The organism is Stenotrophomonas sp. SMYL11 (assembly GCF_036320005.1).
Taxonomy (GTDB): domain Bacteria; phylum Pseudomonadota; class Gammaproteobacteria; order Xanthomonadales; family Xanthomonadaceae; genus Stenotrophomonas; species Stenotrophomonas maltophilia_A.
The window spans coordinates 66,276-91,779 of the sequence record NZ_JAWIRS010000011.1 but is presented as its reverse complement, the minus strand read 5'-3'; the positions used below and the strand labels follow the sequence as shown (position 1 = coordinate 91,779).

34 protein-coding genes and 2 tRNA genes are annotated in these 25,504 nt (G+C 63.8%); 16 read left to right on the top strand and 20 right to left on the bottom strand.

The genetic code is table 11. The annotated features are described in order from the left end of the window. Positions 1 to 11 precede the first annotated feature (11 nt). The 5 genes from V3B46_RS15575 to V3B46_RS15555 all read right to left on the bottom strand — a co-directional run bounded on the left by V3B46_RS15575 (position 12) and on the right by V3B46_RS15555 (position 3,869). Positions 12 to 1,649, bottom strand: coding sequence for a ParB family protein (locus V3B46_RS15575; protein WP_033470938.1), 1,638 nt, complete (start codon positions 1,647 to 1,649; stop codon positions 12 to 14). Continuing rightward, a complete protein-coding gene (locus V3B46_RS15570; protein WP_003821044.1) occupies positions 1,642 to 1,890 on the bottom strand; it encodes a hypothetical protein in 249 nt (82 codons plus the stop codon). The genes V3B46_RS15575 and V3B46_RS15570 overlap by 8 nt, the downstream gene beginning before the upstream one ends. Then, the gene (locus V3B46_RS15565) at positions 1,874 to 2,749 is read right to left on the bottom strand and encodes a ParA family protein (protein WP_003821043.1); all 876 of its coding nucleotides are present in this window, start codon (positions 2,747 to 2,749) and stop codon (positions 1,874 to 1,876) included. Before V3B46_RS15565 ends, V3B46_RS15570 begins: the two co-directional genes overlap by 17 nt. A 42-nt stretch (positions 2,750 to 2,791) precedes the next feature. After that, entirely contained in the window at positions 2,792 to 3,004 is a 213-nt protein-coding gene (locus V3B46_RS15560; RefSeq protein WP_003821041.1) for an AlpA family transcriptional regulator, read from the bottom strand. Positions 3,005 to 3,122: 118 nt separating this feature from the next. After that, positions 3,123 to 3,869 carry a hypothetical protein gene (locus V3B46_RS15555; protein ID WP_003821040.1) on the bottom strand — a complete coding sequence of 249 codons (747 nt, stop codon included), beginning with the start codon at positions 3,867 to 3,869 and terminating at the stop codon, positions 3,123 to 3,125. Positions 3,870 to 3,896: 27 nt separating this feature from the next. On the opposite strand from V3B46_RS15555, the gene V3B46_RS15550 reads away from it, so the two are divergent. The 5 genes from V3B46_RS15550 (at position 3,897) to V3B46_RS15530 (ending at position 6,513) form a co-directional block, all read left to right on the top strand. Then, positions 3,897 to 4,037: a hypothetical protein gene (locus V3B46_RS15550; RefSeq protein ID WP_153573857.1), complete on the top strand. Its 141-nt coding sequence runs from the start codon at positions 3,897 to 3,899 to the stop codon at positions 4,035 to 4,037. Between the two features lie 300 nt (positions 4,038 to 4,337). Next, the gene (locus tag V3B46_RS15545) at positions 4,338 to 4,658 is read left to right on the top strand and encodes an IS66 family transposase (protein WP_074167576.1); all 321 of its coding nucleotides are present in this window, start codon (positions 4,338 to 4,340) and stop codon (positions 4,656 to 4,658) included. Positions 4,659 to 5,020: 362 nt separating this feature from the next. Further along, positions 5,021 to 5,096, top strand: a tRNA-Gly gene (locus V3B46_RS15540). Between the two features lie 66 nt (positions 5,097 to 5,162). Further along, a tRNA-Cys gene (locus tag V3B46_RS15535) sits at positions 5,163 to 5,236 on the top strand. A gap of 161 nt (positions 5,237 to 5,397) precedes the next feature. After that, positions 5,398 to 6,513 carry a site-specific integrase gene (locus tag V3B46_RS15530; protein WP_329892301.1) on the top strand — a complete coding sequence of 372 codons (1,116 nt, stop codon included), beginning with the start codon at positions 5,398 to 5,400 and terminating at the stop codon, positions 6,511 to 6,513. Here the strand turns inward: V3B46_RS15530 and V3B46_RS21735 are convergent. Then, positions 6,501 to 6,854 (bottom strand): helix-turn-helix domain-containing protein, encoded by a 354-nt coding sequence (locus V3B46_RS21735; protein ID WP_489686295.1) that lies wholly within the window; start codon positions 6,852 to 6,854, stop codon positions 6,501 to 6,503. The two genes, V3B46_RS15530 and V3B46_RS21735, sit on opposite strands and share 13 nt — an antisense overlap. Before the next feature lie 64 nt (positions 6,855 to 6,918). Here V3B46_RS21735 and V3B46_RS15525 point away from each other — a divergent pair, with 64 nt between their 5' ends. After that, entirely contained in the window at positions 6,919 to 7,668 is a 750-nt protein-coding gene (locus tag V3B46_RS15525) for a hypothetical protein (RefSeq protein WP_329892300.1), read from the top strand. On the opposite strand, the gene V3B46_RS15520 is transcribed toward V3B46_RS15525, so the two are convergent. The 13 genes from V3B46_RS15520 to V3B46_RS15460 form a co-directional block, all read right to left on the bottom strand. Then, positions 7,595 to 9,604, bottom strand: coding sequence for a DNA cytosine methyltransferase (locus tag V3B46_RS15520; RefSeq protein WP_329892299.1), 2,010 nt, complete (start codon positions 9,602 to 9,604; stop codon positions 7,595 to 7,597). The genes V3B46_RS15525 and V3B46_RS15520 overlap by 74 nt on opposite strands. Next, entirely contained in the window at positions 9,597 to 10,295 is a 699-nt protein-coding gene (locus tag V3B46_RS15515) for a hypothetical protein (protein ID WP_329892298.1), read from the bottom strand. Before V3B46_RS15515 ends, V3B46_RS15520 begins: the two co-directional genes overlap by 8 nt. Then, positions 10,292 to 10,684 (bottom strand): hypothetical protein, encoded by a 393-nt coding sequence (locus tag V3B46_RS15510; protein ID WP_329892297.1) that lies wholly within the window; start codon positions 10,682 to 10,684, stop codon positions 10,292 to 10,294. The genes V3B46_RS15515 and V3B46_RS15510 overlap by 4 nt, the downstream gene beginning before the upstream one ends. A 7-nt stretch (positions 10,685 to 10,691) precedes the next feature. After that, positions 10,692 to 11,180 (bottom strand): hypothetical protein, encoded by a 489-nt coding sequence (locus V3B46_RS15505; protein WP_329892296.1) that lies wholly within the window; start codon positions 11,178 to 11,180, stop codon positions 10,692 to 10,694. Continuing rightward, positions 11,177 to 11,416: a hypothetical protein gene (locus V3B46_RS15500; RefSeq protein ID WP_329892295.1), complete on the bottom strand. Its 240-nt coding sequence runs from the start codon at positions 11,414 to 11,416 to the stop codon at positions 11,177 to 11,179. Before V3B46_RS15500 ends, V3B46_RS15505 begins: the two co-directional genes overlap by 4 nt. Beyond that, the gene (locus V3B46_RS15495; RefSeq protein WP_329892294.1) at positions 11,413 to 11,739 is read right to left on the bottom strand and encodes a hypothetical protein; all 327 of its coding nucleotides are present in this window, start codon (positions 11,737 to 11,739) and stop codon (positions 11,413 to 11,415) included. Before V3B46_RS15495 ends, V3B46_RS15500 begins: the two co-directional genes overlap by 4 nt. After that, entirely contained in the window at positions 11,736 to 12,008 is a 273-nt protein-coding gene (locus V3B46_RS15490; protein ID WP_329892293.1) for a hypothetical protein, read from the bottom strand. The genes V3B46_RS15495 and V3B46_RS15490 overlap by 4 nt, the downstream gene beginning before the upstream one ends. A 15-nt stretch (positions 12,009 to 12,023) precedes the next feature. Then, positions 12,024 to 12,272: a hypothetical protein gene (locus V3B46_RS15485; protein WP_329892292.1), complete on the bottom strand. Its 249-nt coding sequence runs from the start codon at positions 12,270 to 12,272 to the stop codon at positions 12,024 to 12,026. Between the two features lie 74 nt (positions 12,273 to 12,346). Beyond that, positions 12,347 to 12,496, bottom strand: a complete 150-nt coding sequence (locus V3B46_RS15480; protein ID WP_329892291.1) for a hypothetical protein — start codon at positions 12,494 to 12,496, stop codon at positions 12,347 to 12,349. Beyond that, entirely contained in the window at positions 12,493 to 12,741 is a 249-nt protein-coding gene (locus V3B46_RS15475) for a hypothetical protein (protein WP_329892290.1), read from the bottom strand. Before V3B46_RS15475 ends, V3B46_RS15480 begins: the two co-directional genes overlap by 4 nt. After that, positions 12,738 to 12,962, bottom strand: a complete 225-nt coding sequence (locus tag V3B46_RS15470; RefSeq protein ID WP_329892289.1) for a hypothetical protein — start codon at positions 12,960 to 12,962, stop codon at positions 12,738 to 12,740. The genes V3B46_RS15475 and V3B46_RS15470 overlap by 4 nt, the downstream gene beginning before the upstream one ends. Before the next feature lie 269 nt (positions 12,963 to 13,231). Further along, positions 13,232 to 13,762 (bottom strand): PDZ domain-containing protein, encoded by a 531-nt coding sequence (locus tag V3B46_RS15465; protein ID WP_241882510.1) that lies wholly within the window; start codon positions 13,760 to 13,762, stop codon positions 13,232 to 13,234. A gap of 45 nt (positions 13,763 to 13,807) precedes the next feature. Further along, complete coding sequence (locus V3B46_RS15460) at positions 13,808 to 14,542, bottom strand: S24 family peptidase (RefSeq protein ID WP_329892288.1); 735 nt, start codon at positions 14,540 to 14,542, stop codon at positions 13,808 to 13,810. 42 nt (positions 14,543 to 14,584) lie between these two features. On the opposite strand from V3B46_RS15460, the gene V3B46_RS15455 reads away from it, so the two are divergent. Then, entirely contained in the window at positions 14,585 to 14,824 is a 240-nt protein-coding gene (locus V3B46_RS15455) for a transcriptional regulator (protein ID WP_329892287.1), read from the top strand. Positions 14,825 to 14,831: 7 nt separating this feature from the next. On the opposite strand, the gene V3B46_RS15450 is transcribed toward V3B46_RS15455, so the two are convergent. Continuing rightward, complete coding sequence (locus V3B46_RS15450) at positions 14,832 to 15,077, bottom strand: hypothetical protein (protein ID WP_241882508.1); 246 nt, start codon at positions 15,075 to 15,077, stop codon at positions 14,832 to 14,834. A gap of 68 nt (positions 15,078 to 15,145) precedes the next feature. Between V3B46_RS15450 and V3B46_RS15445 the strand changes: the two genes are divergently transcribed. The 9 genes from V3B46_RS15445 (at position 15,146) to V3B46_RS15405 (ending at position 25,484) form a co-directional block, all read left to right on the top strand. After that, positions 15,146 to 15,676, top strand: a complete 531-nt coding sequence (locus tag V3B46_RS15445) for a hypothetical protein (RefSeq protein WP_241882507.1) — start codon at positions 15,146 to 15,148, stop codon at positions 15,674 to 15,676. Continuing rightward, positions 15,669 to 15,908 carry a hypothetical protein gene (locus tag V3B46_RS15440; RefSeq protein WP_241882506.1) on the top strand — a complete coding sequence of 80 codons (240 nt, stop codon included), beginning with the start codon at positions 15,669 to 15,671 and terminating at the stop codon, positions 15,906 to 15,908. The genes V3B46_RS15445 and V3B46_RS15440 overlap by 8 nt, the downstream gene beginning before the upstream one ends. A 172-nt stretch (positions 15,909 to 16,080) precedes the next feature. After that, on the top strand, positions 16,081 to 18,495 hold the full coding sequence (locus V3B46_RS15435; RefSeq protein WP_329892286.1) for a DUF5906 domain-containing protein: 2,415 nt from the start codon (positions 16,081 to 16,083) through the stop codon (positions 18,493 to 18,495). A 342-nt stretch (positions 18,496 to 18,837) separates the two neighbouring features. Continuing rightward, positions 18,838 to 19,482 (top strand): hypothetical protein, encoded by a 645-nt coding sequence (locus tag V3B46_RS15430; RefSeq protein ID WP_154348797.1) that lies wholly within the window; start codon positions 18,838 to 18,840, stop codon positions 19,480 to 19,482. Then, positions 19,479 to 21,404, top strand: a complete 1,926-nt coding sequence (locus tag V3B46_RS15425; RefSeq protein ID WP_329892285.1) for a phage terminase large subunit family protein — start codon at positions 19,479 to 19,481, stop codon at positions 21,402 to 21,404. Before V3B46_RS15430 ends, V3B46_RS15425 begins: the two co-directional genes overlap by 4 nt. Next, positions 21,401 to 21,718, top strand: a complete 318-nt coding sequence (locus tag V3B46_RS15420; protein ID WP_199157845.1) for a helix-turn-helix domain-containing protein — start codon at positions 21,401 to 21,403, stop codon at positions 21,716 to 21,718. The genes V3B46_RS15425 and V3B46_RS15420 overlap by 4 nt, the downstream gene beginning before the upstream one ends. Positions 21,719 to 21,797: 79 nt before the next feature. Further along, the gene (locus V3B46_RS15415) at positions 21,798 to 22,013 is read left to right on the top strand and encodes a phage head-tail joining protein (protein WP_329892284.1); all 216 of its coding nucleotides are present in this window, start codon (positions 21,798 to 21,800) and stop codon (positions 22,011 to 22,013) included. A 1-nt stretch (position 22,014) separates the two neighbouring features. Continuing rightward, positions 22,015 to 23,505, top strand: a complete 1,491-nt coding sequence (locus V3B46_RS15410) for a phage portal protein (protein ID WP_329892283.1) — start codon at positions 22,015 to 22,017, stop codon at positions 23,503 to 23,505. 50 nt (positions 23,506 to 23,555) lie between these two features. Beyond that, positions 23,556 to 25,484, top strand: a complete 1,929-nt coding sequence (locus V3B46_RS15405) for a prohead protease/major capsid protein fusion protein (RefSeq protein ID WP_329892282.1) — start codon at positions 23,556 to 23,558, stop codon at positions 25,482 to 25,484. Positions 25,485 to 25,504: the final 20 nt, after the last annotated feature.

The window sequence follows — 25,504 nt, the reverse complement described above, 5'->3', positions numbered from 1 at the left end:
GTCTCCCTCGGTCACGTTCCAGGGTCCGCAGCGCCGGCGTCCAGGTCGAGCAGACGGCGGGCCAGCCGCAGCAGCCGGAACAGCTTGACCAGTGCGGTGTCGCTCAGTCGCCGGGTTGCGTCGCCTTGTCCGTGCAGCAACGCCGACAGGTCGATGACGAATTGCCTGTTATCCAAGCCGACGTCGGCGGGCTGCTGACCGGCCATGCATGCCAGCAGCGCCAGGACGGCACGGCCCAGCGGCTCCAGGTCTTGGGCGTGGGCACGGCAGGCGAAACCGATGCCGTCTGGACGGTCATCGATGCACTCGTCCAGGCGAGCCTCGCCCGCGATCTCGCGGGCGAACTGCGCGACGTGGATGCGCAGGCGCTCGGGCGTGTCCAGGCTCGCGTCGATGTGCCAGACGTCGGAAATCGGGTAGAGACCGCCTGCTTGGACGGGAATGGACTGCAAGACGTTGGCCGAGAAATCGGGCAGCGCATCCCCCAGCTCGTCGGCGACCATCCGCTGAATGGATTGCAGCCGCTCCGTCGTCGGTGCAGGCGAAACGATGTGCCCCTGCAGCCGATCACCAGGAGCAGCCATGGGGCTTCCTGCGGGTGAGCCGTCCGACCCTGAGCCGCCCTCGCGCTCGCGCGACCCAGGTGTGGTTGCCGGCGTCGGGGCCGATGGGGCCGGCGCCGCGGGCGGGCGTGCCATGGTGTCAGGCTCAGGCAGCGTGGGGGGTGCCGTTGGTGGGGTCGGATCGCTGACCAGGGCGCGATGGCGGCTTTCGGATTCGGTGAGGTCGAGCGCCAGTACGTCGTAGTCGATGCCGAGCAGTTCGGACATTTGGCCGATCAGCTCGTCCTGCACGCGCTGGGGGGCGAACTCGTCGGCCTGCGTGTCGAACTGCGACAGCACCTCCTGAAAGAAGTCATCGAAGTCCTGTACCAGTAGTGTGCGGCCTTTGGCGTAGCGCTCCCACGCGAGCATGCAGGCCTTGCGCATGACCGACAGGCGTTCGACCTGGTGGCGGCCGAGCCCGCCATAGAGCACGGTCGGGATCGCCGGCAGGAGGTAGCGCACCGCGTCGTTCATCCGGCTGATGTGCGACTGCTGGACCGGGAAACCATCGGCGGCGAGGCGGCGTGCCAGTTCGGACTGGCTCAGGGCGGCGCCGCTTTCCTGCTCGTAGAACTCGCGCGCCTTCTCGACGCCGAGGGCGCGCTCGATGAACGTCAGGCCTCCACGCAATTCGTTCTCGGCCAGGTGGCCGGTCAGCATGACGACTTCGCCGCGGCTGGGCCACGGCCGGAACAGGCACGATATGCGAAAGAACCGCTCGTCCTTGGTCTCCGACCACAGTTCGCGCAGGATCGCCAGGCGCGTGTTGCCGCCGTTGCGAATGATGTAGTGGTCCTCGCCCGGGCGCCGGGTGATCGCCGGGGCTGCGTCCAGGCCGCGCTCGCGGATGGACGCCTTGATGTCCTCGTAGGCCGGGTTGCGCTTCTTCCTGGGATCGTGGTCGTAGGGGCGCAACTGGTCCAGGGTCACGACCATGGGCGTGTCGGCGATCGGGTCGCTCAAGGCCGAGGTGGACGGGCCGCTGCGCTCGAACCCGGCCGCGAGCAGCTTGCCGGCCATCTGCTGGGAGGTCATTTCAGCCATGGCGGCCTCCCTGCACTGGGGACCGGGCCTCGCGCTCGGCGCGGCGGATCTGCGCGCGGGCGTTGAGGGCGGCCCGGTGGTCACTGGCCGTCGAACTGGTGTAGATCGCGGCGCAGCCGGCCTTGGTGAATTTGAGGTGGCCGCCCGGCGTGCGCTTGACGTGCCAGCCCTCGCCGACGGCGAATTCGATCAGGGCGCGCAGCCGCTTATGGCCTCGGGCCAGTTCATGTGCGCTCGCCATGGGGCCTCCCGGTATCCAGAGGAAATGGCGGGCGGCCGGACACCGTGGCAAATCGGTGCTGCCATTGCGGGAACAGTTCGCCGGCGAGGCCGCGGATGGTGTCGAGCGCGGCGGGGGCGACTCTGCCCGGTGGCTGGCGGTATTCGACCCGATGCACTGGCAGGCCGCGCGTCGCGGCGCGCGGATAGGCTTCGATGGCCGGCACGTCGGTGGTCAGCACGCGGATGCCGGCGTGGTCCTGGAACAGGTCGCGCAAGGCCTGTTGGATCAGCCGGGCGTTCGCCGACACCGGGTGGACCCTGTTGATGAGCAGATGCAGCGGCGGCGGCTCAATGCCCAGGTGCCGGTACGGAGCGATGTCCTCCAGCAACTGCATGGTGCCGCGCCGCAGTTCGCGGGCGGCGAGGATTTCCGGGGTCACGGGTGACAGCGCGAGATCGGAAGCGAGCACCGCCATCTCCAGCGTCACCGAACGCGCGCCCTGGGTGTCGATCAGCACCAGGTCGTAGAGAGGAGCCAGCATGGGCAGCAGGTGCCGCAGCCGCAGGCGCCCATCCGGCGCGTGCAGCAACAAGGTGCTCAGCTCGCCCCGGTGGTCGTTGGACAGCACCAGGTCCAGACCCGTAATGATCGTGCGGGACACGAGCTGGCCGAGGTCGCGCTCGTTGAAGGCCAGCAGCTCATAGATGCCACCAGGCGCACGGTGTCCCAGTTCGTAGTAGGACGACAAGGTGGGCTGCACGTCGAGATCGAGCAGCAGCACGCGCAGCCCCGCGTCGGCGACGAGCCCGCCCAGGTTCGCGGCAGTGGTGGTCTTGCCGACGCCACCTTTCGTTGAAATGATGGATACAACCTGCATGGCGTTCTCCGTGTGAGGATGGAAGGTCCGCGGGAGAATGGGTCAGGCCCGGTTGTTGACGCGCTCGGCGATCCACTGATCGATTTCGATGGAATCCCAGCCGACGGCGCGCACACCCAGGCGCAGCGCCTTGGGGAACTTGCCCGCGCGCATCAGGTTGTAGAGGTGGGCGCGCTTGAAGCCGGACTTCGATTCGACTTCTTCCAAGCGCAGGATGCGGCGCTCGTTGGGCGGCAGAACAGGTGTTTGCGACATGGTGGTCACTCCTGAACGCTCAGTGGCGTTTGTTGGCGTGACCTCTATTCAATAGACATGGCTACGGAAAGACATTGCAAATGCAATCTCCGCGACTGCACATACAAGCTGGCAATCCTCAGAGGGTGGCGCTATGCAGCCGGCGTCTGGCCGTGGCGAACTTGCCGTTCAACGTCCGCTCGGCGATCCCCATGACGCCGTGGTGATGGGCGACCAATGCGCTTACGACAGCCTCTTGCGTTTTGAAGCTGGAGTACGGTGTGCCCGAGGGCGATTGGCCGAGCATCAGCTCCAATATGCCGCCGATGATGTTCAGGTAGGTGGCTTCGGCCCGATCACTGATTGGGTACTGCGCGCAGGCCGGGATGATTTTGGACTGTTTGAGCAGTGCGTCGTGCTTGTCTTGCAGCTCGCGGAGTTGGCGCTTGGACTGCTCCAGGGCAGATTTGAGGGCCAAGCGCTCGACCAGCATGGCCTGCCCGGTTTCCAGAGAGATGGAGGGATGGGCGATGCGCTCGCTGCGCGAGAAGAGAAAGCCGGGGCGCTGTTCGGGGTAGTGCTGGCGCATCCAACGCTTCAGATCGACGTGACGGACAGTGAGATCAGGGGAGTCGATCAGCGCGGTGTCGTGCGTCGTGATGCCGTTCCTCCCGAAAGGAAGTTCCGCATTGAGGATGCCATCGTAGATGCGTTCGGTATACAGCCTCAGCTCACCCCAACGTGGGCAATCCAACGACTGTGGCAGGTTCCTTGACGACGAGACCGAAGTGAGGATGACATGCTCAAACCGCAGAAGCCCAGCCCACCGGAGGGAGGCTTCGATCGGACGATAGAACACCTTCGATGCTGGTGCATTGTGGTTCATGCTCCCATCTCCTTCCAGGAGAACTACATGGCCGACTCCTTTGGCGCCAACCTCATGGCCGGGCAGTTGTCTGTGGATGAAGCGAGTCCCGAGTCTCGCTTCTTCATGAGCCCTGAGCACTTTTCAGTAGCTCAAGTCAGTGGTAGCCGCCATGTGCTCAATGTGTAAGAATCCGTGAGTGGTAGGTTGATCGGTCCTGTCGCTGATCAACACGAAGAATGGCGCTCACACTGGCAGCGTCATGCGTTACCGCAATCTCATCAAGAGCAATTTGTCATGGTGTGATACCCCTGCGGTTTCACAGGGCGCAATAGGCGCGCAGTGGCTTCTAGATGCCAAGGCAGGCGTACTGATCCCGAGCCTGTCATGCGTTCCCAGGTATCCTGATATACCGATAAAGAATCGCGCATCCAGTCCCAGTGACAAGCGTATGGGTTCTTCCCGCGCAACTTGCGCAGACGGGTATGGGTGGTCGCTTCTGCAGCGAGCCGGTGTGCCGAACAGCTCAGGCACGGCGAGAGCCATGCAGTCCAACCTTGGTCGCCGGGAGGCGCTAACGACGACAGGCGTCTGCCGCCAGACAACAACCGCGTCGAGAGGCAAATTCGTCCAGTGGCACTTCAAAGGGCGAACCAGTTGTTCGTCGGTAGCTTGCGTGCCGGTCAGCGCGCTGTTTCGGTGATGAGCCTGGTGCGCTCGGCTCGGCCCAACGGGCATGACCTCTATGCGGACTTGCGTGACGTGCTCGAATGCCTTTCGACGCAGCTAGCCAAGCATATGGAAAGGTGATCATTGGTGAGTTCGAGACCACCGTAGCCGGCGATGAACGAGGTGTGGGGACGATGCGCTGAGGAGGTGTCCTTGGACCTTACTGGAAGTTTCTGGACGAACTTGTTGCCGAGGGTGAAAAATGAGGCTACAATTAAGGTCTTCGCTAGTCAAGCCAGCGAAGAAAGTGATTGGGAAACAACGGCTTACGGTCTTAGTAAACGTCTCGTTTCCCGCTCCAGATTCTACAGGGCCCCGGTAGGGGCCTTGTTTTTCTCCCGCCACGGCAAGGCGGGGCACGTTGGGCCGCAAGGCTTTACGCGCAGTCAGAAAGGTGAAATCGCTGGTGTGTGTTCCGGATTTCCGGTACCATGGCGGCTTACGCGGGAATAGCTCAGTTGGTAGAGCGCAACCTTGCCAAGGTTGAGGTCGCGAGTTCGAGTCTCGTTTCCCGCTCCATGTTCCGACAGGCCCCATCATGGGGTTTTGTCTTGTCAGGGCTCCGTTCCTGGCGCGCAGTACGTTGGCCTCATGGCAGAGTGGCTATGCACCGGATTGCAAATCCGTTTACAGCGGTTCGATTCCGCTTGAGGCCTCCAAATAAAGCCCTGATTTATCAGGGCTTTTTCTTTGCCTGGCGTTTGGCGGTGCTAGCCAAAATCCCCTGATTCGGCACTGAAATCATCGGTCTGCCACCCGTTTCCGGGTGGCAAACTCGCGTTAACATGTGCCGAGTGCGTTTACGTGAGTTTGAGCAGGGATGGCAACCAAGCGACGCCGGGGCGACTCCTGGCAGTACACGATCAAGCGGGCGGGGCTGCTGCCCCAGCCGGTCTACCTGAGCTTTTCCTCGGAGGCGGAGGGCGACGAGTACGTGCGCCGCCTCGAGGCGCTGCTCGACCGTGGAGTGGTGCCGGAGGAGCTGGCCAACAGCAAGGCCGCCGCGAAGGATCTACGCAGCCAGGTCAGCGAGTATCGGAGCGCTCAGCACATCTCTGTCGATGACGAGCAGCTGCTGCCCGTCCTGCTCTCTCGGCTGCCAATCGGAATTACCCTGCCGCAGCTGACGTTTACGTGGGCGACCGAGTGGGTCACGACCATGAAGCGTGAGCAGAACCTCGCGCCTTCGACCATCCGGCACTACGTGGGTGCCTTGTCGCGGGCCCTGGACTGGCTGGCTGCGCATGGCGCGCTGCCAATGAACCCACTGCGGCTTCTGCCCCGGGGCTATTCGACGTACACGGCTGACGACAAGGTAGCTGTGAAGCGTATCGACGGGGAAGCGAAAGCTGACCAGGAGCGTGATCGCCGTCTGGAGCCTGGTGAGGAAGAACGCATCCGGGAGATCCTGGCCGGCGCAAAGCCGCCGGGGCGTCAGCGGCCGCTCGATCTGCCACAGCGCGAGGCGTTGATAATGATGTTCGACTTGGCGCTGGAAACCGCCATGCGCATGCGCGAGATCTACACGCTGGAGCGCAGCCAGCTCGACGTGGCGCAGCGTACGATCTTCCTGGACAAGACCAAGAACGGGAGCAAGCGTCAGGTACCCATGACATCAGTTCTGCTGGCGAAGCTTGCCGCGTACGGGGGTGACTACGAAGGGCGGCTTTTCCCGTTCTGGACCGGCGAGCGTAGCCCTCTGGCCCTGCGGCGCGTATCGAGCAAGCTGTCGCGCCAGTTCGAGCGCATCTTCGTCTCGGCGGGGTGCGCGGATCTCGGCTTCCACGATCTGCGCCACGAAGCGACGAGCCGACTGTACGAAAGGACCTCGCTGACGGACATTCAGATTGCGAAAATCACCGGGCATCGCGATCCGCGGCAATTAAAGCGGTACGCCAACCTGCGTGCCTCGGATCTGGCCGATCAGCTCTGGTGATCGGCCAACTCATAGGCGCGTAGATCGGGCGGGGTGATGCGGCGAGCGCTGCCTGGGCGTCTGGCTGGCACCTCGACGGGAGCGCGCGCGGGTAGTCGCCTGCCGGTAGCAGACTTCTTCCGCTCGGCAGCTTGCCGGCGCCCCTCCGAGCGCAGGAAGTCGATCAGATCCTCGCGCAGCATCACCGTGTGCTTCTGATTTAGGCGGACAGCAGGGACATCTCCCCTATCCACTAAATCCTTCATGGCATCCAAGCCGAGGCGGAGCATCCTTGCAGCATCTTCCAGGCCAATAGTGTCATCTGTCACTTTCAGAGCGTGCCTTCTAGATGGTTGTCCCATGGGACGCCTCCAGAATGTATGCAGGCGTGTCAAAATGCCGCTCAGTGCAAAGTAGGGGGGCTAAATGAGTAAGTGGGATGGCGTAATTATCTGTTCGCCGCTGAGTTCTACATGCGTCGTGGATTGGGCGGCAGTGACGACAGGGCTCGCCGTTCTGGTGGCCCTTGGTGTAGGTGTGACGCCCGTGCTTAGAGATCGCTGGCACCGCCAGCGGCAAGCGAAAATGGTCGCCAGAATTGCTGTGGGTGAGGTGGCACTGATGGAGCACCGCCTTCGTGTTGCTGGCGGATCCATCGCAATGTACGGCGGCAACGTGAATCATTGGACGCACCAAGAGATTGGCAAGTTGATTGCTCAGGTTTCTGCTGATGGTGTCACGACTCTGATTCCGCACGTGCACAGCCTTCCGAGATATCTCGAGCAGAGACTTGCTAAGTGCATCGGACTCTTGAAGGCGTTTGAAAGATCTCTCACTAAAGGTGAGAAAACACGTCCCTACGAGACGGTTCGTATGCACGTTGAGCACAATTACTACATCGGTCTTGCAGATAGCCTTAAAGAGCTCCGGCAGGATCTCTGCAAGTGGTCTAAGGAAGATTTCGAAGATTTGACCAGCGCTATCGAAACTGGAGTGACCGATGCGAACCTGCGTGCAGTGGATGAGATGGCGAGGTACCAATCGGCTAACCCTCCAAGTTGGAATCAGCGCGCTGACCCGACCGAGGTCGATCCTAAGAGTGTCACTTCTCATCAGCCCCCCTTGAGGTCACGATGGATCTGCCGCGCCTGGTCGAAGGTCTCGGGACTCTTCTAGCGACTTTCTGCGTGCAGCTCCGAGGAGTTTTGCCGGTATTCGCTTCCAAGATGGCAAGCAGCGGCGGCGGGCTCACGCTGTTGCCTACCATGGCGACGGCGCGGCTATTGCTGACCTGTCGACCATCCTGCGTGCGATCGATGATGTAGCTGGCCGGGAAGCCCTGGGCACGAAACAACTCATGCGGCTTGAGCATTCGCAGCCCGATATCCACGATCACATACGGCACGCCGCTCAGATGCACCGTGACCAGCGCCAGCCGGTCCTTCGTGGTGATGGTCGCCAGCGGCTCGTTTAGTTCTCCGTGCTGTCCGCCAGTGCCGTAGTAGCGCATCAGGAACGCGGCAACGCGCAGTGCGCCGGCTTCCTGCTCAGGACTCAGGACGCACTCGATCACCCCATGGTGAGTTGCACCAGCGCAGATGGTGCCGAGCGGATCAACCGTGGGTTGGCCGTCCAGGTTCCTGCGCAGCGTCACCAGGTGCGCGGTCGTGAGACGCTGGTGGCTGCCATTGGCGCAGATGGTCGGCATCGGCTCGTCGGCGGCGCTGCCGGCGCCCTGGTAGAACCCGCCGTTGGCCTGTTCCAGAAACGCCGCCATTACCCCCATGGCATGGGCGGCACCGGCCGGCCGCGCCGCGCCAGCGCCGCTGGTGATGGTCGGCATCGGGTGGCCGGCGTCTCCGCCATCGCTGGTGCCCCGGAACTTCACCAGGCTGGCGGCTGCGAGGGCGTGCTTGGTGCCTCCCGCGACTACCGTGCCCAGCGGCTTACTGATGTCGAGGCTGCGGGGCGCCTGCCCGGTCTTCTCGCCGTATCCGGACTGCACAAGCACGGGTGCAACCAAGGCGTGCGAACCGCCGCGCGGCCAAGCCGTGATGGTGCCCAGCGGATCGCCTCCGGAAGCGACGCCGTTGGCGGACGCGTTCGCGCACTGCACGATGGTGGGCGACACGATCATCATCTCGCCACGGTTGGCGGCAGTGATGGTCGGCATCGGTTCACTGATTCCGTGCGGCCTGCGTTCCCCGCCGTGGGTGGCGTGAACGAGAAACGGCTCAGCGGCATCCAGCACGAAGCGCTTAATGCCTCGGGCGATGCGCGCCTGCGTCGCGTCCGCGAGCGGCTTCTTGCGACCGAAGATGCTGGGGCACGGAATGGACCAGTCGATACTGGACGCCGCTGAGACGTGCGGCTGAGCGCGGGCTGGCCCGTGGGTCGGTTCGGGCCAGACGATAGACTCCCCATCGCATCGGGCGATCATGTAGAGCCGCTCCCGCGTGGTTCCGGCACCGTAGTCACAGGCTCGCAGCACACGCCACTCCACCTGATACCCGAGCGCCTGCAGCACAACGACGAAGCGACGCCAGGTGCTGCCCTCGCGCTTCTTGTCTGGGATCAGGAACTGCTGGTCCAGCGGGACGCGCTCGCCGACAGCGGCGACTGTGCCGTCCAGCTTGATCACGCGGCCGGTCGCCTTGTCGCGCTTTGCGATCAGCGGGCCCCACTTCAGGATCTGCTTGACGTTCTCCAGCGTGATGATGCGCGGACGCACGGTGCCGGCCCAGCGGGGCACAACCCACGAAAGGGAGCGGGTTGCTCGGCTGCGCGGCTGACCACCCTTGGCCTGGCTAAAGTGGGTGCAGTCCGGGCTGGCATGCAGTGCGCCCACAGGTCGACCGCCGCACTCGACGCGCGGGTCTGCTTCCCACACGTCCTGGCACAGGTGGCGAGTAAAGGGGTGATTGGCGGAGTGTAGTCCCACAGCCCAGGGGTTGTGGTTGATCGCAATGTCGACCGCCCGAGCCAGCGCGGTCTCCATCGCGTGGCTGGCGCCGCCTCCTCCTGCGAACAGATCAACTACGATCTCGTCCGAGCGCAGCCGTGATTTGAGGTCGTGCAACGGGAAGCGGAAACCGCCGGAGCCGTCAGCCATGTGCTGCCTCCCAGGCGACAACCGCCTCAGCTGCAAGCGGCCGCACGAACCATGCCCCTGGGCCATCTTCGGTATCACCCAGCCAGACCAAGCGCCAATCTGGGCCGGGGCCAGTGGGCTGCCACGCGCGCATCTCATCCCAGTAGCGATGGTCCCCGGCCTCCACGGCTTCTTCGGTGAAGTCGCCAAACGTCACCTGCAGGTCGAATCCCTGTGCGAGGAACAACGGCCGCAGCGACACCTCGCGACCGTCAGCCCACTTGGGCACGTCCGGGTGGCACAGGATCTCGCCGTCCGCGTTGCGCGCCGGGAGGCGACTCGGGTGGTACAAGCCGCGCCACGGGTCCGCAGGATCGATGACAGTGCGGCTCTGATTCCTGACCAGCTCCAGCAGTTCGTCGGCCTGCGCCAGCCGGGCGCGGGTCGTATCACAGAGCGGCGTGTCGCCATCCTGCATGCTGCTGCGCAGGGTGGCGCGATAGGCGGTGACGGCGGTTTCGAACACGCGCAGGTCCTGCAAGCGCGGGAGGCGGTGATGCAGATCACGCAGGGCGTTTTGGGCCTGGGCGAGAGTGATGGCCTTCGCCTGGTTCGGCAGCCACACTGCCTCGACCGCGATCGCGCTGATCGTGTCGAATGCGTCGCGCAGGACGGAGCAGTTTGTCGGAAGAGCCGTGGTGTTCGCGGTCATTGGCAGGCCTGATCGAATTGGGTGAAGGTGTTGACGAAGGCGCCGGCGAGAGGTGCATTGCAGACGGCATGCGCTTGGTCGGCGGGGCGGCGGGGAAACGGCGGCGTGCGGCGGTACCGGCAGTTGGGGTCGTTGGCGTACTTGCCCTCCTTGAGTCGAATCACCTGGTACTCGGGGAACGCCTCATCAGGCAGGGCCTGGCGCGCCTCCTGCATCAGCGCGACGAATCGCGCCTGCCATTCGATCGGCATCGACTGCAGGGTGCGTCGCGGCACCACGTGATAGGCGGCGCGGCTGACGCCGAATGCGTGCCATGCCGGGCCGTCGGAATAGGTGCTGCCGGGCCGGCCGGGTTCGGTAGCGCTCGCTGCGTGCGAATCGCTGCTCATGGGTACCTCAGTCAATGTCATGGGCTGCCATGCGTTCTGCATGGCTGCCGTGGTTGGCTGCGTGGCGGCTCATCAGCGGGCGAAGCGGCGTGTGCCCCAGCACCTCGATGTGCCCGCCCGCTGCGAGAAAAGCGTCCAAGTCGTCGGCCAGCTGCTGCCGGTCGAGTTCCCTGTGTCGGATCGTGGTCGCCGCGTCACTGACGCCTGTAAGCGGACCTAGCGTGCAGGTCGGCTGCACCCGGGCAAGTGCCGCGCGCAGCGGGGCGATCGCATGTTGCGTGTGGCTGGAGAGGCGCCAGATGCCACGCACGCCGGAGCGGTGGCAGATGGCTTGGCCGCTGCGCGCCAAACCCTTCAGCGTGTAGCCGATGGCCTGGTGGGTGCCGTTGATGCGGCCAGCGGTCTTGATCTGCTCGACCGTGGCGCCTTGCGGGAACATGGACAGGACCCTGCGAACTTCGGCAGCGCGGCCGGTCTGCTGTGGACGGGCGCTCATGCGCGGGCCCCGGCAATCAGTTCGCGCATGGCCCAGCCGTGATGCATCACCTTGGATGAGCTGTCGGCGACAGCATCGGGGTTCTCGGTCAGGACCAGTGTGTTATCCAGCGGATAGCTGCTGTGCCCATCCCAGTCTGCAATCACGGCCTGCAGGCCGAAGTGTTCGCGCAGCTCCTGCGCGTTGGCGTTTTTGCCGCACAGGTGCGGCCCATAGATCACAACAGAACGGCTCATGCGGGGATTCCTCGCGTGCGGCGCGTAGCGCGGTTGTTGGGGGAGATCGACCGGACGCGCACGCCCTGATGGTCAAGCCAGCGGTGCGCGGCCTGTGCTGCAAGTCGGTTGAGGGAAAACGTGACGCCGCCGAGGGTGAGCGAGCGGTGCGATACCCCCACGCTCCGGCTGGCGCTGGCGGCGACCTTCAGGAGCGACTCGCGGGGCGCGGCGGTGTAGAGGCCGGCCCATAGCCAGCCCTGGCACACCATCAGCACGAGCGACTCGCCCTGATGGCCGGTGGCGAATTGCTGCTCCACTGGCAGGATGGGCTGCACGCTCATGCCGTGAGTGCCAGGTCGCGGGCCTTGGCAATCTCGGCCTCGGCGGCAGCGATCCCGGTCGCCGTCAGGGTCGCCTTGCGCGGTAGTTGCGGGTCGTCGTACCTGATCAGCACGCGCTCATCCAGCCAGTTCATGACGCGGCGCGTGAACAGCTTCTCGGGGCGGTTGCGCGGCGCGAATCCGTTGGCGGTGCGGTGGAGGGTGAGGTCGGAAGCGCCACGCGCTGCGAGCAACGCGGCTTTTTCCTTCGGCTTCAGTGGAGCGGCCATGGGCAGTTCTCCTGGTCAGGCGGCGATGGGCGTGGAAGGGGAAGCGGCAGCGATCTCGGCAAGTACTTCGCCGCGATGGCGGGCGAGCAGGGAGATCGGGATGCGCAGGTGGACAAGGCTCGGATCGGTCCAGCGCAGCTCGGCCAGCGCTGCCTTTTCCTTCGGTACCGGACGGGTGGCGAGGCCACACCGGTGGCATTCGATGTGCAGCAGCGGCGGGCAGGGCGCGCCAAGGCGATGGCCGGTCGGGGCGCCTTGGGTCACCACGATTTGCGGTCGATGGCCGGGCCAGCACAACGGCACGGAATCGGGGAGCGGGCGAGCGGTCTGGCGCATGGTTAGCCCCTCACCGAGGTGCTGAGCGCCCAGCGCACCTTGGCCGCATCACGGTCGCTGTGCGCCTGCTGGATCTCGGTGATGCGCAGCGGTACGACAACCGCGGCCAGCAGCGCGACAGCTGCCCAAGCGAGGCGGAGACGTCGGCTCATGCTGCACCTCCGCCAATCTCTTGCCGCATTGCCCGCAGGCTTTTGACAGGGAGTGCTTCATCCAGGAGTTCGGCGCAGTCGGCGCATGCGTACTGCGCTCCACCGCCGCCGTCGATGTCGATCCCAAGCACCCAGCCCTCGCGCCCGGCGAGATCCTCGCAGTCGTCAGCGCTCTCAGCGTCTGGGCTGTTCTCATCACAGTTGAAGCACCACAGGTGGTGGTTGTTCGCTGCAAGCGCAGTCATGCCCGCACCTCCGCAGACATGTCGCGCGAGCAGGCTTCCAGGCGGAGGCTGGCAACGCCCATGCGCCGGGAGCGGCGCAGCTGGTTGCGGCTGTGTTCGCCCTTACTGCGAACCCACAGGGTCCGGGCGGTGCTGTGATCGCGTGCTGCCACGGCCCGCAAGGCCTTTACGGCCAACAGGGGCAGCAGGCAGGGGCTTGGATAGGCGTAGCGATGAGACATGGCGCGCTCCTGTTCGAAGGAGGGCGCCGGCGGGTCAACGGCCGAGGGGGCGGCTACTGCCGGTCAGGGGAGGGGCCGGCAGGGTTGCGACCCGCCGGTCGCCCGCCAGCTGATGAGCTGGCAGGCGGAGTAAACATCAAGTTGATTGTTCAGTCAACTAAAGGTTGATCTATGGTGCGAACTGTTGATCGCGTGCCGGTTCAGCTTTCGCTCCCTTTGCCGTTGAGCGGCCAAGAAAAAGCCCCGCCGAAGCGGGGCCTTTTCTTGGGTCATCGTCTATCAACTTCAAACTTTAGGCTGGCGTCACCGCGTCGGATGGTGAGCTTGACCGTTACGCCGGGTTCTCCTGAAAGCCGAATGATGTTCTCCCGCAGATCGTTGCCAGTGAATTGTCCATCAATCTGAACTACGCGATCGCCAGAATTGATGCCGGCATCCGCTGCAGCCGAGCCATCTGCTACCGAGTGAACTACCTTCGGGTCATCGGCACGCAGGGAGATTCCAGTCCAGCCCATGTCGGCCAGTAGGACGTCGAGATCCCGCATCTCTTCTGGCGTGTAAGTGCGTACTACCGCCTCGCCACGTTGAGCGGTTGTCGGGCGGCGGCGACCAGCTATCCACATGATCATGCCGATGAGCAACAGGCCAAGGCTGATTGTCACCAGCATCGTCTGCTGGTGCATGAGCCCGATGTTGTTGACCCTCGTGCCGAGGTCGGTCGCAACACTGACATCCATGTTGCAAGAGACAAGCAGCATCACAAAGCCAATGGCGACCAGGAAAAAACCCAACGTTCTCATGCAAGTCCCTTGTGCAATTCGCGCATCACTCGTTGATGCCAAGGCTCAGTTGAGCCTGTCGATACGGTTGCGGAGATAGACCTTGCCGCCAATGATCGTGCTGATCGGAAGTGGGAAGGCCGGATAGAGTGCTGTGTTGGCGCTCACCACATAGATGGCATCGCCGCGATCTTGAAGCCCCTTGATCTGTTGACCGTTGCCGGTGTTGATCAGGTAGATCCCATCACCGTCGAAGTTGGTGATTCCAGTATCGACCATCAGGCTTTCGCCTGGCTGGATGACGGGAATCATTGAGTCCCCGCGCCCCGTCACCAGGACCAGTCGACCAGGTGCTGGAACGAACCCGACGATGGACCTGATGTAGGCAGAGGTGAAATCCATCGCCCTGATCACTTCAGGGTAATCATCATTGACGGTCTCGCCCCCCATACCTGCCTCCGCATCCAGTTGCTGGACGCGAACATAGCTGCCGGCTGTCGCAGGGGTCGAGAACGAGGGAGGAGCAATGTGCATCTGGCCTTCCCCGTCGTTTACCCAGTCGATGGAGATGCCAAACCCGGCGAGGCGCTTGCGCTCCTTCTCCGGAATCTTCTGATCGCGCTCGTACCAGTTATAGAGCGTCTGGCCCGACGCAATGCCAATCTTTCGACCCCACGCCGCTCGGTTGGGGACGTCCATTGCCTGGAGTACGGCGTCAAACCGTTGCTGGAAGGGCGTTTTTACGGATTCATCAACCATTTGTTGATGTTCCCGAATGGGCTTGATGCGGTCAATCAACATATAGTTGACTCCGTAATCAACATTTGGTTTAGAATTGAGGGCATGAACCCTGTCGAATCCGCGATCTCCAGGTTGTCTCCACCCTCCCAGGCAGAGCTGGCGCGTGTATGCGGCCAAAAGCCGCAGGCAGTCACCCGCTGGCTCGCGAAGGGCGTTGTCCCCGCAGTCCATGTCCTCACCATTGAAGCGGCGACAGGGGTGTCCAGACATTTGCTGCGCCCGGATGTCTTCGGGCCAATGCCGCAAGACGGCGCGGAGGCGCGCAGTAATGCCGTCGCGTGATCAGTCGCTAACCCTCCCGATTGCCCAGCACGGCTGGGCAGCTGGGCACCGCCGCTATCGGCTGGCTCGCCGCCGCCTTCATCTCCGCAATTGCGGGGTGATCGTCTTGCTGATCGCCGCAATGACCATAGCCGCACACGCCTTGCTCTGGTCCCCAGAACACCGCGATGACGCCGCCGAGCCCGCTGCGAATGTCGAATGCGCGCAGTGCAGTGAAGCGCATGCGAACGGGAAAGCCAATGATCTCGCTCATGGCATGCATGGTGCACCGGCTAGACAGATCAACGGAACGATGAAACATCGAGTGTTTCAGGGGGCACGATGACCTGCCGCCGCTCCGACGTCTACTGGCTCGATGCGCTCTACACCGCTGTATCGCTTGCGCCTGGGAGTGTGCAGGCGGCGGCCGCGTACTTGACCGAGCGCAGGGGCGCCGCGATCGCTGGAGAGACGCTGCGTAAGAAGCTGCGTGGCCTGCCAGGCGAGTCGCTGTCGATGGAAATGGCGGAGATGCTCACTGAGTACCTGCAGCAGTTCGTAGGCACCACCGCACAAGCAACGGATTGGATCGTCTCATTGGGACGACAGTTCGACCTGGTCGTGGACTACGTCCCACCTGCACCCGAGGGTGGATGGCCTTGCGAGTTCACTGCGCTGCGCGAGAAGTTGCTTGAGCTGCACGAGCTGACCGGAGGACTTGCGGGTACGGGAAGAGAAGCAATGGCTGATGGGGCGATATCGCTCGCGGAGGCAGACTCCATGCAGGATCTGACGCGCGAGATTCGAACGCTTTGCTTCCGAATCGAACGCAACGCCGTCCGCGCTCATCAGAAGGCGAGGGGACGTGCGTAACGTGGCCATCTACCGCGCTCCCAAGCAACAGCTACCGAGGCGCGGGCCGATCGGCGATTCGGCGCGGCGCGCCATGGAGCAGGCCGCACTGGCGTTGACCGATTCGGTTCCGGCCCTGCTTGGCGAGGAGGCATTGGCGGAGCGGGCGCGGCTGAGGCGAACGCGGCACGGAGCGGACGATGCACAGGCGTCTCTGCTGTTCACGCTGCTGCCAGACGACGACCACCGATGATCTGGCCCCTTTCCCCCGGGGAGGGCGTTCGAATGCGCGAGCAAGCAATGGCTTTTGGCGCACCACTGAAATGCGATTCGCTCGTATCCGCGTTGGGTCCTCCTTCGGGATGGCCCCATGCGGGTAGCGAGGCCGCAAAAGGTGGGCAGTTAGTGACCTTGGAAACTACTGAATGTCAGTGAATTACGACGATGTGCTGGGCCAGCTGCAATCAGCAGGACTGCAAGTGACGGAACTGGATGCCTCCGGGCGCATGGTCCGCTGCCGCGTCGAGGGCTCGCGCGAGCGTCGCGGCTGGTACGCGCTCCACGAGCTGAATACCTCGGCCGGCGAAGTGCTAGTCGTCGGCACCTACGGCGTCTGGCACGGAAACGAAAACGGCGCGACCAAGGTTGATCTGCGCAAGCGCGATAAGACCTTCTCTGATGAACAGCGCGAAGCGCTGCGCAACCGGCTGGCCGAGGATCGTCGCAGGGCCGAGTCTGCTCGCCAGTCCCAGGCGAAGCGGGCGGCCGAGCGTGCATCGTCGGCCTGGGCCAAGGCGAATGCAGTCGGCGAGGCTGACTACCTGGTCAGCAAGGGCGTGCAAGGGTTCGGTCTGCGCTACGGCACCACCGGTGCCGCACTTGTGCCGTTGCTCGATGTGAACGGCCAGGTGCATGGCCTGCAGGTGCTGCGCAGCGCGAAGCTGGCCGCCGCAGGACGCAAGCCGGCCAAGGAGTACTGGCCGGCAGGCATGGTCAAGAAGGGCCACTTCCACCTGATCGGCGGAAGCCCGCAGTGGATCTTGCTGGTGGCCGAGGGCTATGCCACTGCGGCCACGCTGCACATGGCGACGGGTTATCCGGTAGCCGTGGCATTCGATGCTGGCAACATGCTGGCCGTCGCCTCGGCTCTGGCGAAACGCTATCGCAGCATCAAGATGCTGCTGTGCGCCGACGACGACGTGCTGCAGAAGTGCCGGCACTGCAAGAGCCGCCTGGTGCTGGCCGACCATCCGCAGTTCTGCCCATCGTGCGCGCAGCCGCATGGCGCGTCGAATGCCGGCCTGCTCGGTGCCGAGGCCGCAGCACTGGACGTGGGCGGAGCGGTGCTGCACCCAGTATTTGCCGATGAGTCGGCCAGGCGTGAGCGCTTCATCGACAGCGGACGTAAGGTCAGCGACTTCAATGATTTGCACGCCCAAGAGGGCCTTCACGTCGTGCGGGCGCAGGTCGAGGCTCGCCTCACGGAGCTTTCATGGCGGGTGCCTGCAGAAAGACGTGCGCGTTCCATCACCAGCGATGGGGGCGTGGGGAATGATCGCCTGGCACCGATCCACTCGTTGAGCGAGTTGCTTGAGCGCTTCGCGCTTGTTTATGGGCAGGGCGGCACGGTGTTCGATCACAAAGAGCACATGCTGGTTGCCTTGGGCGACATGCGCGATGCCTGCGTGCGCAAGGAACTGCATCGGGCGTGGATGGAGCACTCGGATCGGTCCATCGTGCGTGTGCGGGAAGTGGACTTTGACCCGTCGTGCGAGAAACCCGGGGTGACGTGCAATCTCTTCGCCGGGTGGCCGACCGTACCGCAGGAGGGCAACTGCGACCGGCTGTTGCAGCTGCTCTGGCACATGTGCGGAAACGAGGCCAACCAGAAGGCGCTGTACGACTGGGTGGTCAAGTGGCTTGCGTACCCGCTGCAGCATCCTGGCGCCAAGATGAAATCGACCATCGTCATTCATGGTCCGCAGGGCACCGGCAAGAACATGTTCTTCGATGAGTACATGAAGCTCTACGGTGACTACGGTCGCGTGCTTGACCAGGCGGCGCTGGAAGACAAATTCAATGACTGGGCAAGCCGTAAGCTGTTCCTGCTGGCCGATGAAGTGGTTGCACGCACCGAGGTGTACCACCTCAAGAACAAGCTCAAGGCGCTGATCACGGGCGACCGCATCCGCATCAACCCGAAGAACATCCAGGCCTACGAGGAAGACAATCACGCGAACCTGGTGTTCCTCTCGAATGAAGCGATGCCGGTCGTTCTGGAAGAGGACGACCGGCGCCACGCGGTGATCTGGACGCCGGAGAAGCTGAGCCTGGAGTTCTACACCGAGGTGCTGGCCGATATCCGCAACGGCGCAACGGCAGCGTTGCACCACTACCTGCTGCAGGTTGACCTGACCGGGTTCACCAACGGCACCCATCCGCCGATGACCCATGCGAAGGAAGAGCTGATCGGCTTGAGCCAGGACAGCCCGCAGCGCTTCCTGGACGAGCTCTACGGCGATGACATTCCCGGGCTGAAGCCCATGCCGGCGCTCTCGAAAGAGTGGTACGAGGTCTACAAGGCCTGGTGCGCGCGTGAGGGCTTGCCGCGCCCGGCACCGTCACCAAAGTTCATCAACGCACTGGTGCGCAAGCGCCAGATCATCCACCCCGACCGGGCCAGGAAGCGCTACCAGATCGAGCAGACCGTGAACGGGCCACATGGCTTCCTGATGCTCGGCGATTGCACGGTGCCTGACGGGAAGACAGAGGCAGCATGGCTGGGCGACCAGGTCGTGTCCTTCCGCCGCATGTACTCGGACTACAAGGGGCGTGCGTGATCACTATGCCCATTGACGTGCGGGGAGTGCGGGATGTGCGGGCAGATGTGCGGGCACTGAATTGCCGTGAATCGCTTGCGGCAGTTGGCATGTGCGGGACGTGCGGGCATCAGCCTACATGGGCGGGCGCGGGCGCGTACGGGTATCGCGCTGCAAAGCCGCAATGCGTCTCGCGTGCGTATGTGGGTGACCGCACATCCCGCACACACCGCACACGCCTTGTGCCACGTCGATTCAGCGGCTATCGCATCCCGCACACGCCACCGCACAGCCCGCACATGCTCACGTGCGCGCTTTTTTCCGCTTTAACGATCTTCGAAGGAAATGGAGTAGGGGGAATCAATGGCTGAGGAAGACGTGACGATCACTGGCAAAGAGCTGGCCTCGCTGATCGGCTGCAAGCCGTCCTACGTGGTAGAACTGAGGAAGAAGGGCCGGCTGGTGGTCGGTGAGGGCGGCAAGGGATTCCTGAAGGCCGCCTCCCTGGAGCTCTACGCTCGCACCGCAGACCCGGTTTATGCCGGTGTCGCCCAGCGCCACGCAGATGAGCGCGGTAGCGCGCTGGTGGGGAGCGGGGAGGGGGGCGATGCTGTAGACGCCGACGTCGATGACGACGAAGAGGATGGCGACGACGACGATGCCAAGCCTTCACGGGTAGGTCGGCCCCAGACCCCAGACTCCGCGCGCAAGGCCAAGGCGCTGGCCGACAAGGCAGAGACCGACGCGCACATGGCCCACATCGCGCTGCAGAAGGAGCTGGGGTTGCTGCTGCCCCGCGCAGACGTGGAGGCGTTCCTCGCTGAGCACGCAACGACGTTCCGGGGTGCGATGGAACGCCTGGCCGACACGCTGGCGCCGCAGCTCGCTGCAACGCTGGATGAGGCCGGTTGCCGGCGGCTGGTCTGGGATGAGGTGAGCCACGCCCTGGAAGAACTCAGCCAGGGCTTCCGCACGTTGGCGGCCAAGGCAGCGGAGGCTGCGGAATGATGGAGGCACAGAGCTGCCTGGCGTCGGTGCTGGCGCGCTCGCTGCAGCCGCGGCGGCCCATGAGCGTTTCGCAGTGGTGCGACGAACACATGCGCCTGTCCACCAAGAGCGGCAGCAAACCCGGGCGCTGGGTGACGGACCGCAACCCGCCACTGCGTGAGCCGATGGACAACATGTCCGCCCGTAGCCCGGTGCATGACCAGGTCTGCATGTTCCCGATCCAGTTCGGCAAGAGTCAGCTGGCGACCAATTCCATGGCCTACTGGATGGACTATGCGCCGGGCCCGATGATGTATGCGCTGCCGGGTGAGGTGTCCATGAACAAGTGGATCGCCCAGAAGTTGAACCCGATGATCGAGGTCTGCGCAGCAGTCAAGAAGGCGCTGACCAGCACCGCCAGCCGCGACAGCGCGAACCAGCGCACGTTCAAGGACTTCGCTGGCGGCCAGCTGTTCGTGGAGCACATGGGTAGCCCGCAGCGCCTGAAGTCCTCGACGGTGAAGTACCTGCAGGTGGATGAGATCGATGAGGCGCCGCAGCAGCTCTCCACCGGCGACGATCCGGTGAAGATGCTGGACGGCCGCACGTCGTCCTTTCCGACCACCTACAAGCGCCAGTACATCAGCACGCCTGGCATCGCCGGACTCAGCCGGATCGCGAAGCTGTACGACAAGAGCGACCAGCGCCGCTATCACGTGCCGTGCCCCCACTGCGGCCATTACCAGGCGCTGCAGTGGAGTGGCCTGGTGTGGTCGCCCGATAAGAGCCACGCGTGGTACGCCTGTTGCGAGTGCGGTGTCGCCATCGAGGAACACTTCAAGACCGAGATGATCGCCAACGGGCGCTGGGTCCCGGCCAACCCTGACTCGCCCATTCGCGGCTACACCATCAACTGCCTCTACTACCAGTTCGGCCTGGGGCCGCGCTGGTTGGACCTGGTGAAGGAATGGCTGGAGGCGCAGGGCGATCCCGCTGCCCTAAAGACCTTCGTCAATGATCGCCTGGCCGAGACGTGGGAAGACCCGGCAATGCGGGCAGTGAAGCACAACGTCATCAAAGATCGTGCCGAGCCCTATGCGCTTCGCTCGGCTCCGCAAGGTGTGCTGGCTATCACCGTAGGTGTGGATACGCAGGACAACCGTCTTGCTGTTCATGTCGTCGGCTGGGGACGGGGTATGACCGCATGGACGCTGGACTATGTGGAGCTGCAGGGCGATCCGGCCGAGGAAGCGGTGTGGGTAGCCCTGACCGATTTGCTCAACCGCGCAATCGAGCGCGAAGATGGAGCGCTGCTCCGGCCGATGGCAGTGGCCATCGACGCTGGTGGCCACCGCACCGAGGCCGTCAAAAACTACGTCCGTCAGCGGCGCATCACCCGACCAATGTGCATCTTTGGTGCTGTACCCAACAACGCTCCCGTGCTGTCCAAGGGCAAGCTGGCTGACGTCACCTGGAAGGGCAAGACTGACAAGCGCGGCATTACCATCAACCACGTGGGTACCGTTGCAGCCAAGCACTACCTCTACAGCCGTCTTTCGGCTGACGCCGAGCGTAAGCCCGAGAATCGCATGGTCCACCTCAGTGACCAGCTGCCGGATGAGTTCTTCCCAGGCCTGGTGTCGGAGGTCTACAACCCTGTCAAGAATCGCTTTGAGAAGAAGGTGACCCGAAACGAGCCGTTGGACACATGGGTGTATGCCTACGCGGCGACCCATCACCCAGAGGTCCGCATCAACCGCTTCACGCGTTCCGATTGGGATCTTTTGGAACAAAGGCTGGCTGCGCCGCCAAGCGTGAACGTTTCACGCGAAACGCAAGGTGCTGCGTCGGAGGCCGACACGTCCACTGATTCCCGTGAAACATCGGATGTGCCTCGCCGGCAACGTCCCGCGCAGCCTCGCAGCACGGGGAGGCAGTGGTGAGCAGGAACACAGTCCGAAACAAGGTACGAATCAGTGAGCTGACCGAGGAGCTCGCGGTCGGCGCCGCGCTGCGCCTGCGATGTGATAGCGACGATATACGCAGCGTTGTGGAGGCCGTGGTGGCCTACCTTGTCGAAGAGTACCCAGCACAGGATCTGTACATCCCCGCCAGCATGCAAATCAGTGCCTACCCTGTGGATGAGATCCGAAAAGGGATGCAGGAACAGGAGTCTGTACGGTCGCTGTGCAGGAGGTTCAGGATTGACAGAAGGACGCTGTACCGCTTGCTTGATGAGCCTTGCGCCAATGAGTAGGGGGTGCGGGTGAGTTCCCCGAGACTCACCCGCACTTGATCAGGAAACTGGCATCCATGATCTCGCGGATGCCTCACTGATGAGCTGGACCAAAGACGATGTGCAGAGGCTGAAGGCCGCCATCGCCAGCGGTCAGTTGTCCGTTCGGCATGGTGATCGTCAGGTCACGTATCAGTCCGTCGAAGCAATGTTGACGGCATTGGACCGCATGGAAGCTGAGGTTGCCGCCAAGACGGCTGGCCGACGGATGTCGGCCACGCGCCGCTACCGCTTCACGACGCTGAGGGGCTTCTGACATGGTGGCCTCGCTGCTGGACAGGGTCATCGGCGCCATTTCTCCCCAGGCGGCCCTGAAGCGTCACCGCGCCAGGGCAACGCTGGAAGCGGTACGTGCCTACGAGGGTGCCTCGCGCACTGACGGTTGGCGTGTTCGTAGGGCGGGGGCCAGCGCGAACACCGATCACCTGGCAGACGCCCGCGAGCTGCGCAACCGTGCTCGGGCGCTGGTTCAGAACGTTCCGTACTGCGCGCGGTCCCTCCAGGTGCTGGTGAGCGCAACGATCGGGACCGGCATTACTCCCAAGGCCGATGGCCCAAACGCTGCTGCGCTGGACGCCCTTTGGGGCCGCTGGGCAGACGTGGCGGACGCGGATGGAAAGTCGGACATCTACGGCCTTATGGCTACCGCGTATCGTGCAATGGAGCAGGACGGCGAAGTCATGATTCGCCGCCGCACCAGGCGTCAGTCGGACGGTCTCGCGGTCCCGCTGCAGCTTCAGGTACTTGAGATCGACTGGCTCGACGGGAACAAGAACGGGTCTGCGTCAGGCGGTGGTCAGATCATCAACGGAATTGAGTACGACGCGATCGGTCGGATTCGCGGCTACTGGTTGTTCGGAGCGCATCCCGGTGAGGCCGTGCGTGGCTCTGTACGCTTGAGCAGTTCGTTGGTGCCGGGATCCGACATCATCCACCTCTACAACCCCGTCCGCCCTGGGCAGGGACGCGGCATCACGCGCTTCGCCCCCGTGATCGCGCGAGTGCGCGACCTGATGCTGTACGAAGACGCCGAGCTGGCGCGGAAGAACCTGGAAGCGCGGCTCGGTGTGATTGTCAGTGGCGACATCGACTCGATGTCCAACGCGGACGATGACGGCCCTTCGCAGCTCGGCTCAGATCGCGACCAGGTCACCGACCTTGGCCCACTTCCCAGCGGTGGCGTCACCCACATCACAGGTGCCACCGCCTTCCAGACTGTCGAGCCAAAGCCGGCAGGAGGCTACGTCGAATACTGCAAGTTTAACGCGCACATCATCACTGCTGGCATCGGTGTCCCCTACGAGTCGGCCACCGGTGATATGCGTGAGGTGAACTTTTCCAGTGCCCGCATCCGGCAGATGGAGTTCCGCCGTGACTGCGAGCAGATGCAGTGGCTGGTGCTAGTCCCACAGATGTGTAAGCCAATCTGGCGCTGGTTTGACGAAGCAGCCGCGCTAGGCGGCGGGGTGCGTTCCACGGGAAGCACTGCCGACTGGAGCACGCCGCGCTGGGACTACGTCAATCCCAAGCAGGACATCGAATCGGAAATCGCAGCGATGGGCGCCGGTCTCAACTCACCCAGTGAGGCGCTGCGTCGGCGTGGCTACGACCCGGATGCCGTTTACGTCGAGATGGGCAAGGACTTCAAGCGGATGAAAGAGACCGGCGCCCTCGGTCTGATGACTTTCCTTCAATCCAGTGGCGCCCGGACCGGCCTGGTCGACGCCTCAACAACCAACGAGGAATGACCATGCCCCAGCCAATCCAGGCTCCGACGCAGGATGGTACGACACGCCTCATGCCCACCCAGTTGCGTGAGGCCGAGCTGCAGCCGACCAGCTTCGATAGCGAGGCACGCACGATCGAACTCCAGTGGACCGCCGGTACCCGAGTGCGCCGCTACGACTGGTGGAACGACACGTACTACTGGGAGGAGCTGGTAGTTGATGAGGCTGCCTGCAACATGGAGCGTCTGTCGTCTGGCGCTGCACCGGTCTTGGACAGCCATAACACCTGGGGTATCGGCTCACAGATGGGAGTGGTTGATCGCGCCTGGCTCTCCAATGGCGAAGGCCACGCCCTTATCCGTCTCTCCGGTCGCGAGGAGCTGGCCGGCGTAATCGCCGATATCGGTGCCGGAATCATTCGCAATATCTCGGTTGGTTACACCGTGCAGCGCTATGAGATCGAGCGCGCCGTCAACCCCGGCGATTTGCCGATCTACCGCGCGGTGGAGTGGACGCCGAGCGAGATCAGCTTCGTCACTGTGCCGGCCGACCCGGCAGCAGGCACCCGCAGCAATCAACCCGCACAGGGGACCCCCTGTGTATTCACCCGTAGCGCATCGTCGCAGGAGCACACCATGCCTCAGCCCGCCGCCCGCGCCGCCGAATCGGCGGTCCAGCAGGAACCCATCAACAACACCCCGGCTCCGGCAGCGCCGGCCGCAGCTCAGGCTCCGGAAGGTGACACGCGCGCAGCCGACATCGTGGAGCTGGCAACCCGCCACGGCCAGACCGAGCATGCAGCTGGCTGGATTCGCGCTGGTCACTCGGTCGACCACGTGCGTGGCCTGATCTTGACCACGCTGGAGCAGCGCGACGCCGCTGCTGGCGGCAACATCAACCGCATCAGCGTCACCGAGGACGAGCAGGATCTGCAGCGCTCCGCTGTGACGCATGCGCTGCTGCACCGAGCCCAGGTGATCGATCCCGCAACCAAGCGGATCTTCGCGCTCACCGGTGACAATCCAGTGCGCGGCCTGACCCTGATGGACCTGGCCCGTCGTAGCCTGGAGCGCTGCGGCGTACGCACCGATGGCATGGCGAAGCTGGAGCTGGTCGGCCGCGCGTTCACGCAGAGCGGCAGTGACTTCCCGGTGCTGCTCGAAAGCACGATGCACAAGGCGCTGCAGGCGGCCTACGCCGTTGCGCCGGACACCTGGTCCCGCTGGTGCGTCACCGGCACCGTCAGTGATTTCCGCGAGCATTCGCGCTACCGCGTGGGCAGCATTGGCAACCTGGACAAGCTGACCGAGGCTGGCGAGTTCAAGAACAAGAAGATCCCGGACGGCGAGAAGGCAACCATCACCGCTGGCACCAAGGGCAACACCATCAACCTGACGCGTCAGGCGATCATCAACGACGACCTGGGCGCGTTCCTCGGCTTGGCGACCGCCTTCGGTCGTGCCGCAAAGCGGACCATTGAGGCCGACGCGTATGCGTTCCTCGCCAGCAATCCGAAGCTGGATTCCAACAAGGCGCTGTTCCACGCCGACCACGGCAACATCCTGGCGGCAGCAGTGCCGAGCGTCACCTCGGTCGACGCGATGCGCGTCCAGCTGGCCCAGCAGAAGGACGTGGGCGGGAATGATGTGCTGGATCTGTCGCCGGCACTCTGGCTCGGTCCGACCAAATATGGCAGTGCCGCGCGTGTCACCAACAAGGCCGAGTACGACCCGGACGCTGAAGGAAAGCTGCAGCGCCCGAACGCGGTGCAGGGTCTCTTCCGCGACATCGTCGACACCGCGCGCATCAAGGACGACAAGTGGTACCTGTTCGCCGATCCAAACGACTGCCCGGCCATTGAGGTCGCATTCCTCGATGGGATCACCGAACCCTTCCTGGACTACGAGGAAGGCTTCACCGTCGACGGTGTGCGCTGGAAGGCTCGCCTCGATTTCGGCATCGCCGCCCTCGACTATCGCGGCGTGCAGCGCTGCGGCTGATCCCCAACTGGAGCACTGAG

What these genes read in the sequence shown, in the direction of transcription:
- V3B46_RS15575 (WP_033470938.1), bottom strand. Translation starts at nt 1,649, where the DNA reads ATGGCTGAAATGACCTCCCAGCAGATGGCCGGCAAGCTGCTCGCGGCC.
- V3B46_RS15570 (WP_003821044.1), bottom strand. Translation starts at nt 1,890, where the DNA reads ATGGCGAGCGCACATGAACTGGCCCGAGGCCATAAGCGGCTGCGCGCC.
- V3B46_RS15565 (WP_003821043.1), bottom strand. Translation starts at nt 2,749, where the DNA reads ATGCAGGTTGTATCCATCATTTCAACGAAAGGTGGCGTCGGCAAGACC.
- V3B46_RS15560 (WP_003821041.1), bottom strand. Translation starts at nt 3,004, where the DNA reads ATGTCGCAAACACCTGTTCTGCCGCCCAACGAGCGCCGCATCCTGCGC.
- V3B46_RS15555 (WP_003821040.1), bottom strand. Translation starts at nt 3,869, where the DNA reads ATGAACCACAATGCACCAGCATCGAAGGTGTTCTATCGTCCGATCGAA.
- V3B46_RS15550 (WP_153573857.1), top strand. Translation starts at nt 3,897, where the DNA reads ATGGCCGACTCCTTTGGCGCCAACCTCATGGCCGGGCAGTTGTCTGTG.
- V3B46_RS15530 (WP_329892301.1), top strand. Translation starts at nt 5,398, where the DNA reads ATGGCAACCAAGCGACGCCGGGGCGACTCCTGGCAGTACACGATCAAG.
- V3B46_RS21735 (WP_489686295.1), bottom strand. Translation starts at nt 6,854, where the DNA reads ATGGGACAACCATCTAGAAGGCACGCTCTGAAAGTGACAGATGACACT.
- V3B46_RS15525 (WP_329892300.1), top strand. Translation starts at nt 6,919, where the DNA reads ATGAGTAAGTGGGATGGCGTAATTATCTGTTCGCCGCTGAGTTCTACA.
- V3B46_RS15520 (WP_329892299.1), bottom strand. Translation starts at nt 9,604, where the DNA reads ATGGCTGACGGCTCCGGCGGTTTCCGCTTCCCGTTGCACGACCTCAAA.
- V3B46_RS15515 (WP_329892298.1), bottom strand. Translation starts at nt 10,295, where the DNA reads ATGACCGCGAACACCACGGCTCTTCCGACAAACTGCTCCGTCCTGCGC.
- V3B46_RS15510 (WP_329892297.1), bottom strand. Translation starts at nt 10,684, where the DNA reads ATGAGCAGCGATTCGCACGCAGCGAGCGCTACCGAACCCGGCCGGCCC.
- V3B46_RS15505 (WP_329892296.1), bottom strand. Translation starts at nt 11,180, where the DNA reads ATGAGCGCCCGTCCACAGCAGACCGGCCGCGCTGCCGAAGTTCGCAGG.
- V3B46_RS15500 (WP_329892295.1), bottom strand. Translation starts at nt 11,416, where the DNA reads ATGAGCCGTTCTGTTGTGATCTATGGGCCGCACCTGTGCGGCAAAAAC.
- V3B46_RS15495 (WP_329892294.1), bottom strand. Translation starts at nt 11,739, where the DNA reads ATGAGCGTGCAGCCCATCCTGCCAGTGGAGCAGCAATTCGCCACCGGC.
- V3B46_RS15490 (WP_329892293.1), bottom strand. Translation starts at nt 12,008, where the DNA reads ATGGCCGCTCCACTGAAGCCGAAGGAAAAAGCCGCGTTGCTCGCAGCG.
- V3B46_RS15480 (WP_329892291.1), bottom strand. Translation starts at nt 12,496, where the DNA reads ATGAGCCGACGTCTCCGCCTCGCTTGGGCAGCTGTCGCGCTGCTGGCC.
- V3B46_RS15475 (WP_329892290.1), bottom strand. Translation starts at nt 12,741, where the DNA reads ATGACTGCGCTTGCAGCGAACAACCACCACCTGTGGTGCTTCAACTGT.
- V3B46_RS15470 (WP_329892289.1), bottom strand. Translation starts at nt 12,962, where the DNA reads ATGTCTCATCGCTACGCCTATCCAAGCCCCTGCCTGCTGCCCCTGTTG.
- V3B46_RS15465 (WP_241882510.1), bottom strand. Translation starts at nt 13,762, where the DNA reads ATGAGAACGTTGGGTTTTTTCCTGGTCGCCATTGGCTTTGTGATGCTG.
- V3B46_RS15460 (WP_329892288.1), bottom strand. Translation starts at nt 14,542, where the DNA reads ATGTTGATTGACCGCATCAAGCCCATTCGGGAACATCAACAAATGGTT.
- V3B46_RS15455 (WP_329892287.1), top strand. Translation starts at nt 14,585, where the DNA reads ATGAACCCTGTCGAATCCGCGATCTCCAGGTTGTCTCCACCCTCCCAG.
- V3B46_RS15450 (WP_241882508.1), bottom strand. Translation starts at nt 15,077, where the DNA reads ATGAGCGAGATCATTGGCTTTCCCGTTCGCATGCGCTTCACTGCACTG.
- V3B46_RS15445 (WP_241882507.1), top strand. Translation starts at nt 15,146, where the DNA reads ATGACCTGCCGCCGCTCCGACGTCTACTGGCTCGATGCGCTCTACACC.
- V3B46_RS15435 (WP_329892286.1), top strand. Translation starts at nt 16,081, where the DNA reads ATGTCAGTGAATTACGACGATGTGCTGGGCCAGCTGCAATCAGCAGGA.
- V3B46_RS15430 (WP_154348797.1), top strand. Translation starts at nt 18,838, where the DNA reads ATGGCTGAGGAAGACGTGACGATCACTGGCAAAGAGCTGGCCTCGCTG.
- V3B46_RS15425 (WP_329892285.1), top strand. Translation starts at nt 19,479, where the DNA reads ATGATGGAGGCACAGAGCTGCCTGGCGTCGGTGCTGGCGCGCTCGCTG.
- V3B46_RS15415 (WP_329892284.1), top strand. Translation starts at nt 21,798, where the DNA reads ATGAGCTGGACCAAAGACGATGTGCAGAGGCTGAAGGCCGCCATCGCC.
- V3B46_RS15410 (WP_329892283.1), top strand. Translation starts at nt 22,015, where the DNA reads ATGGTGGCCTCGCTGCTGGACAGGGTCATCGGCGCCATTTCTCCCCAG.
- V3B46_RS15405 (WP_329892282.1), top strand. Translation starts at nt 23,556, where the DNA reads ATGCCCACCCAGTTGCGTGAGGCCGAGCTGCAGCCGACCAGCTTCGAT.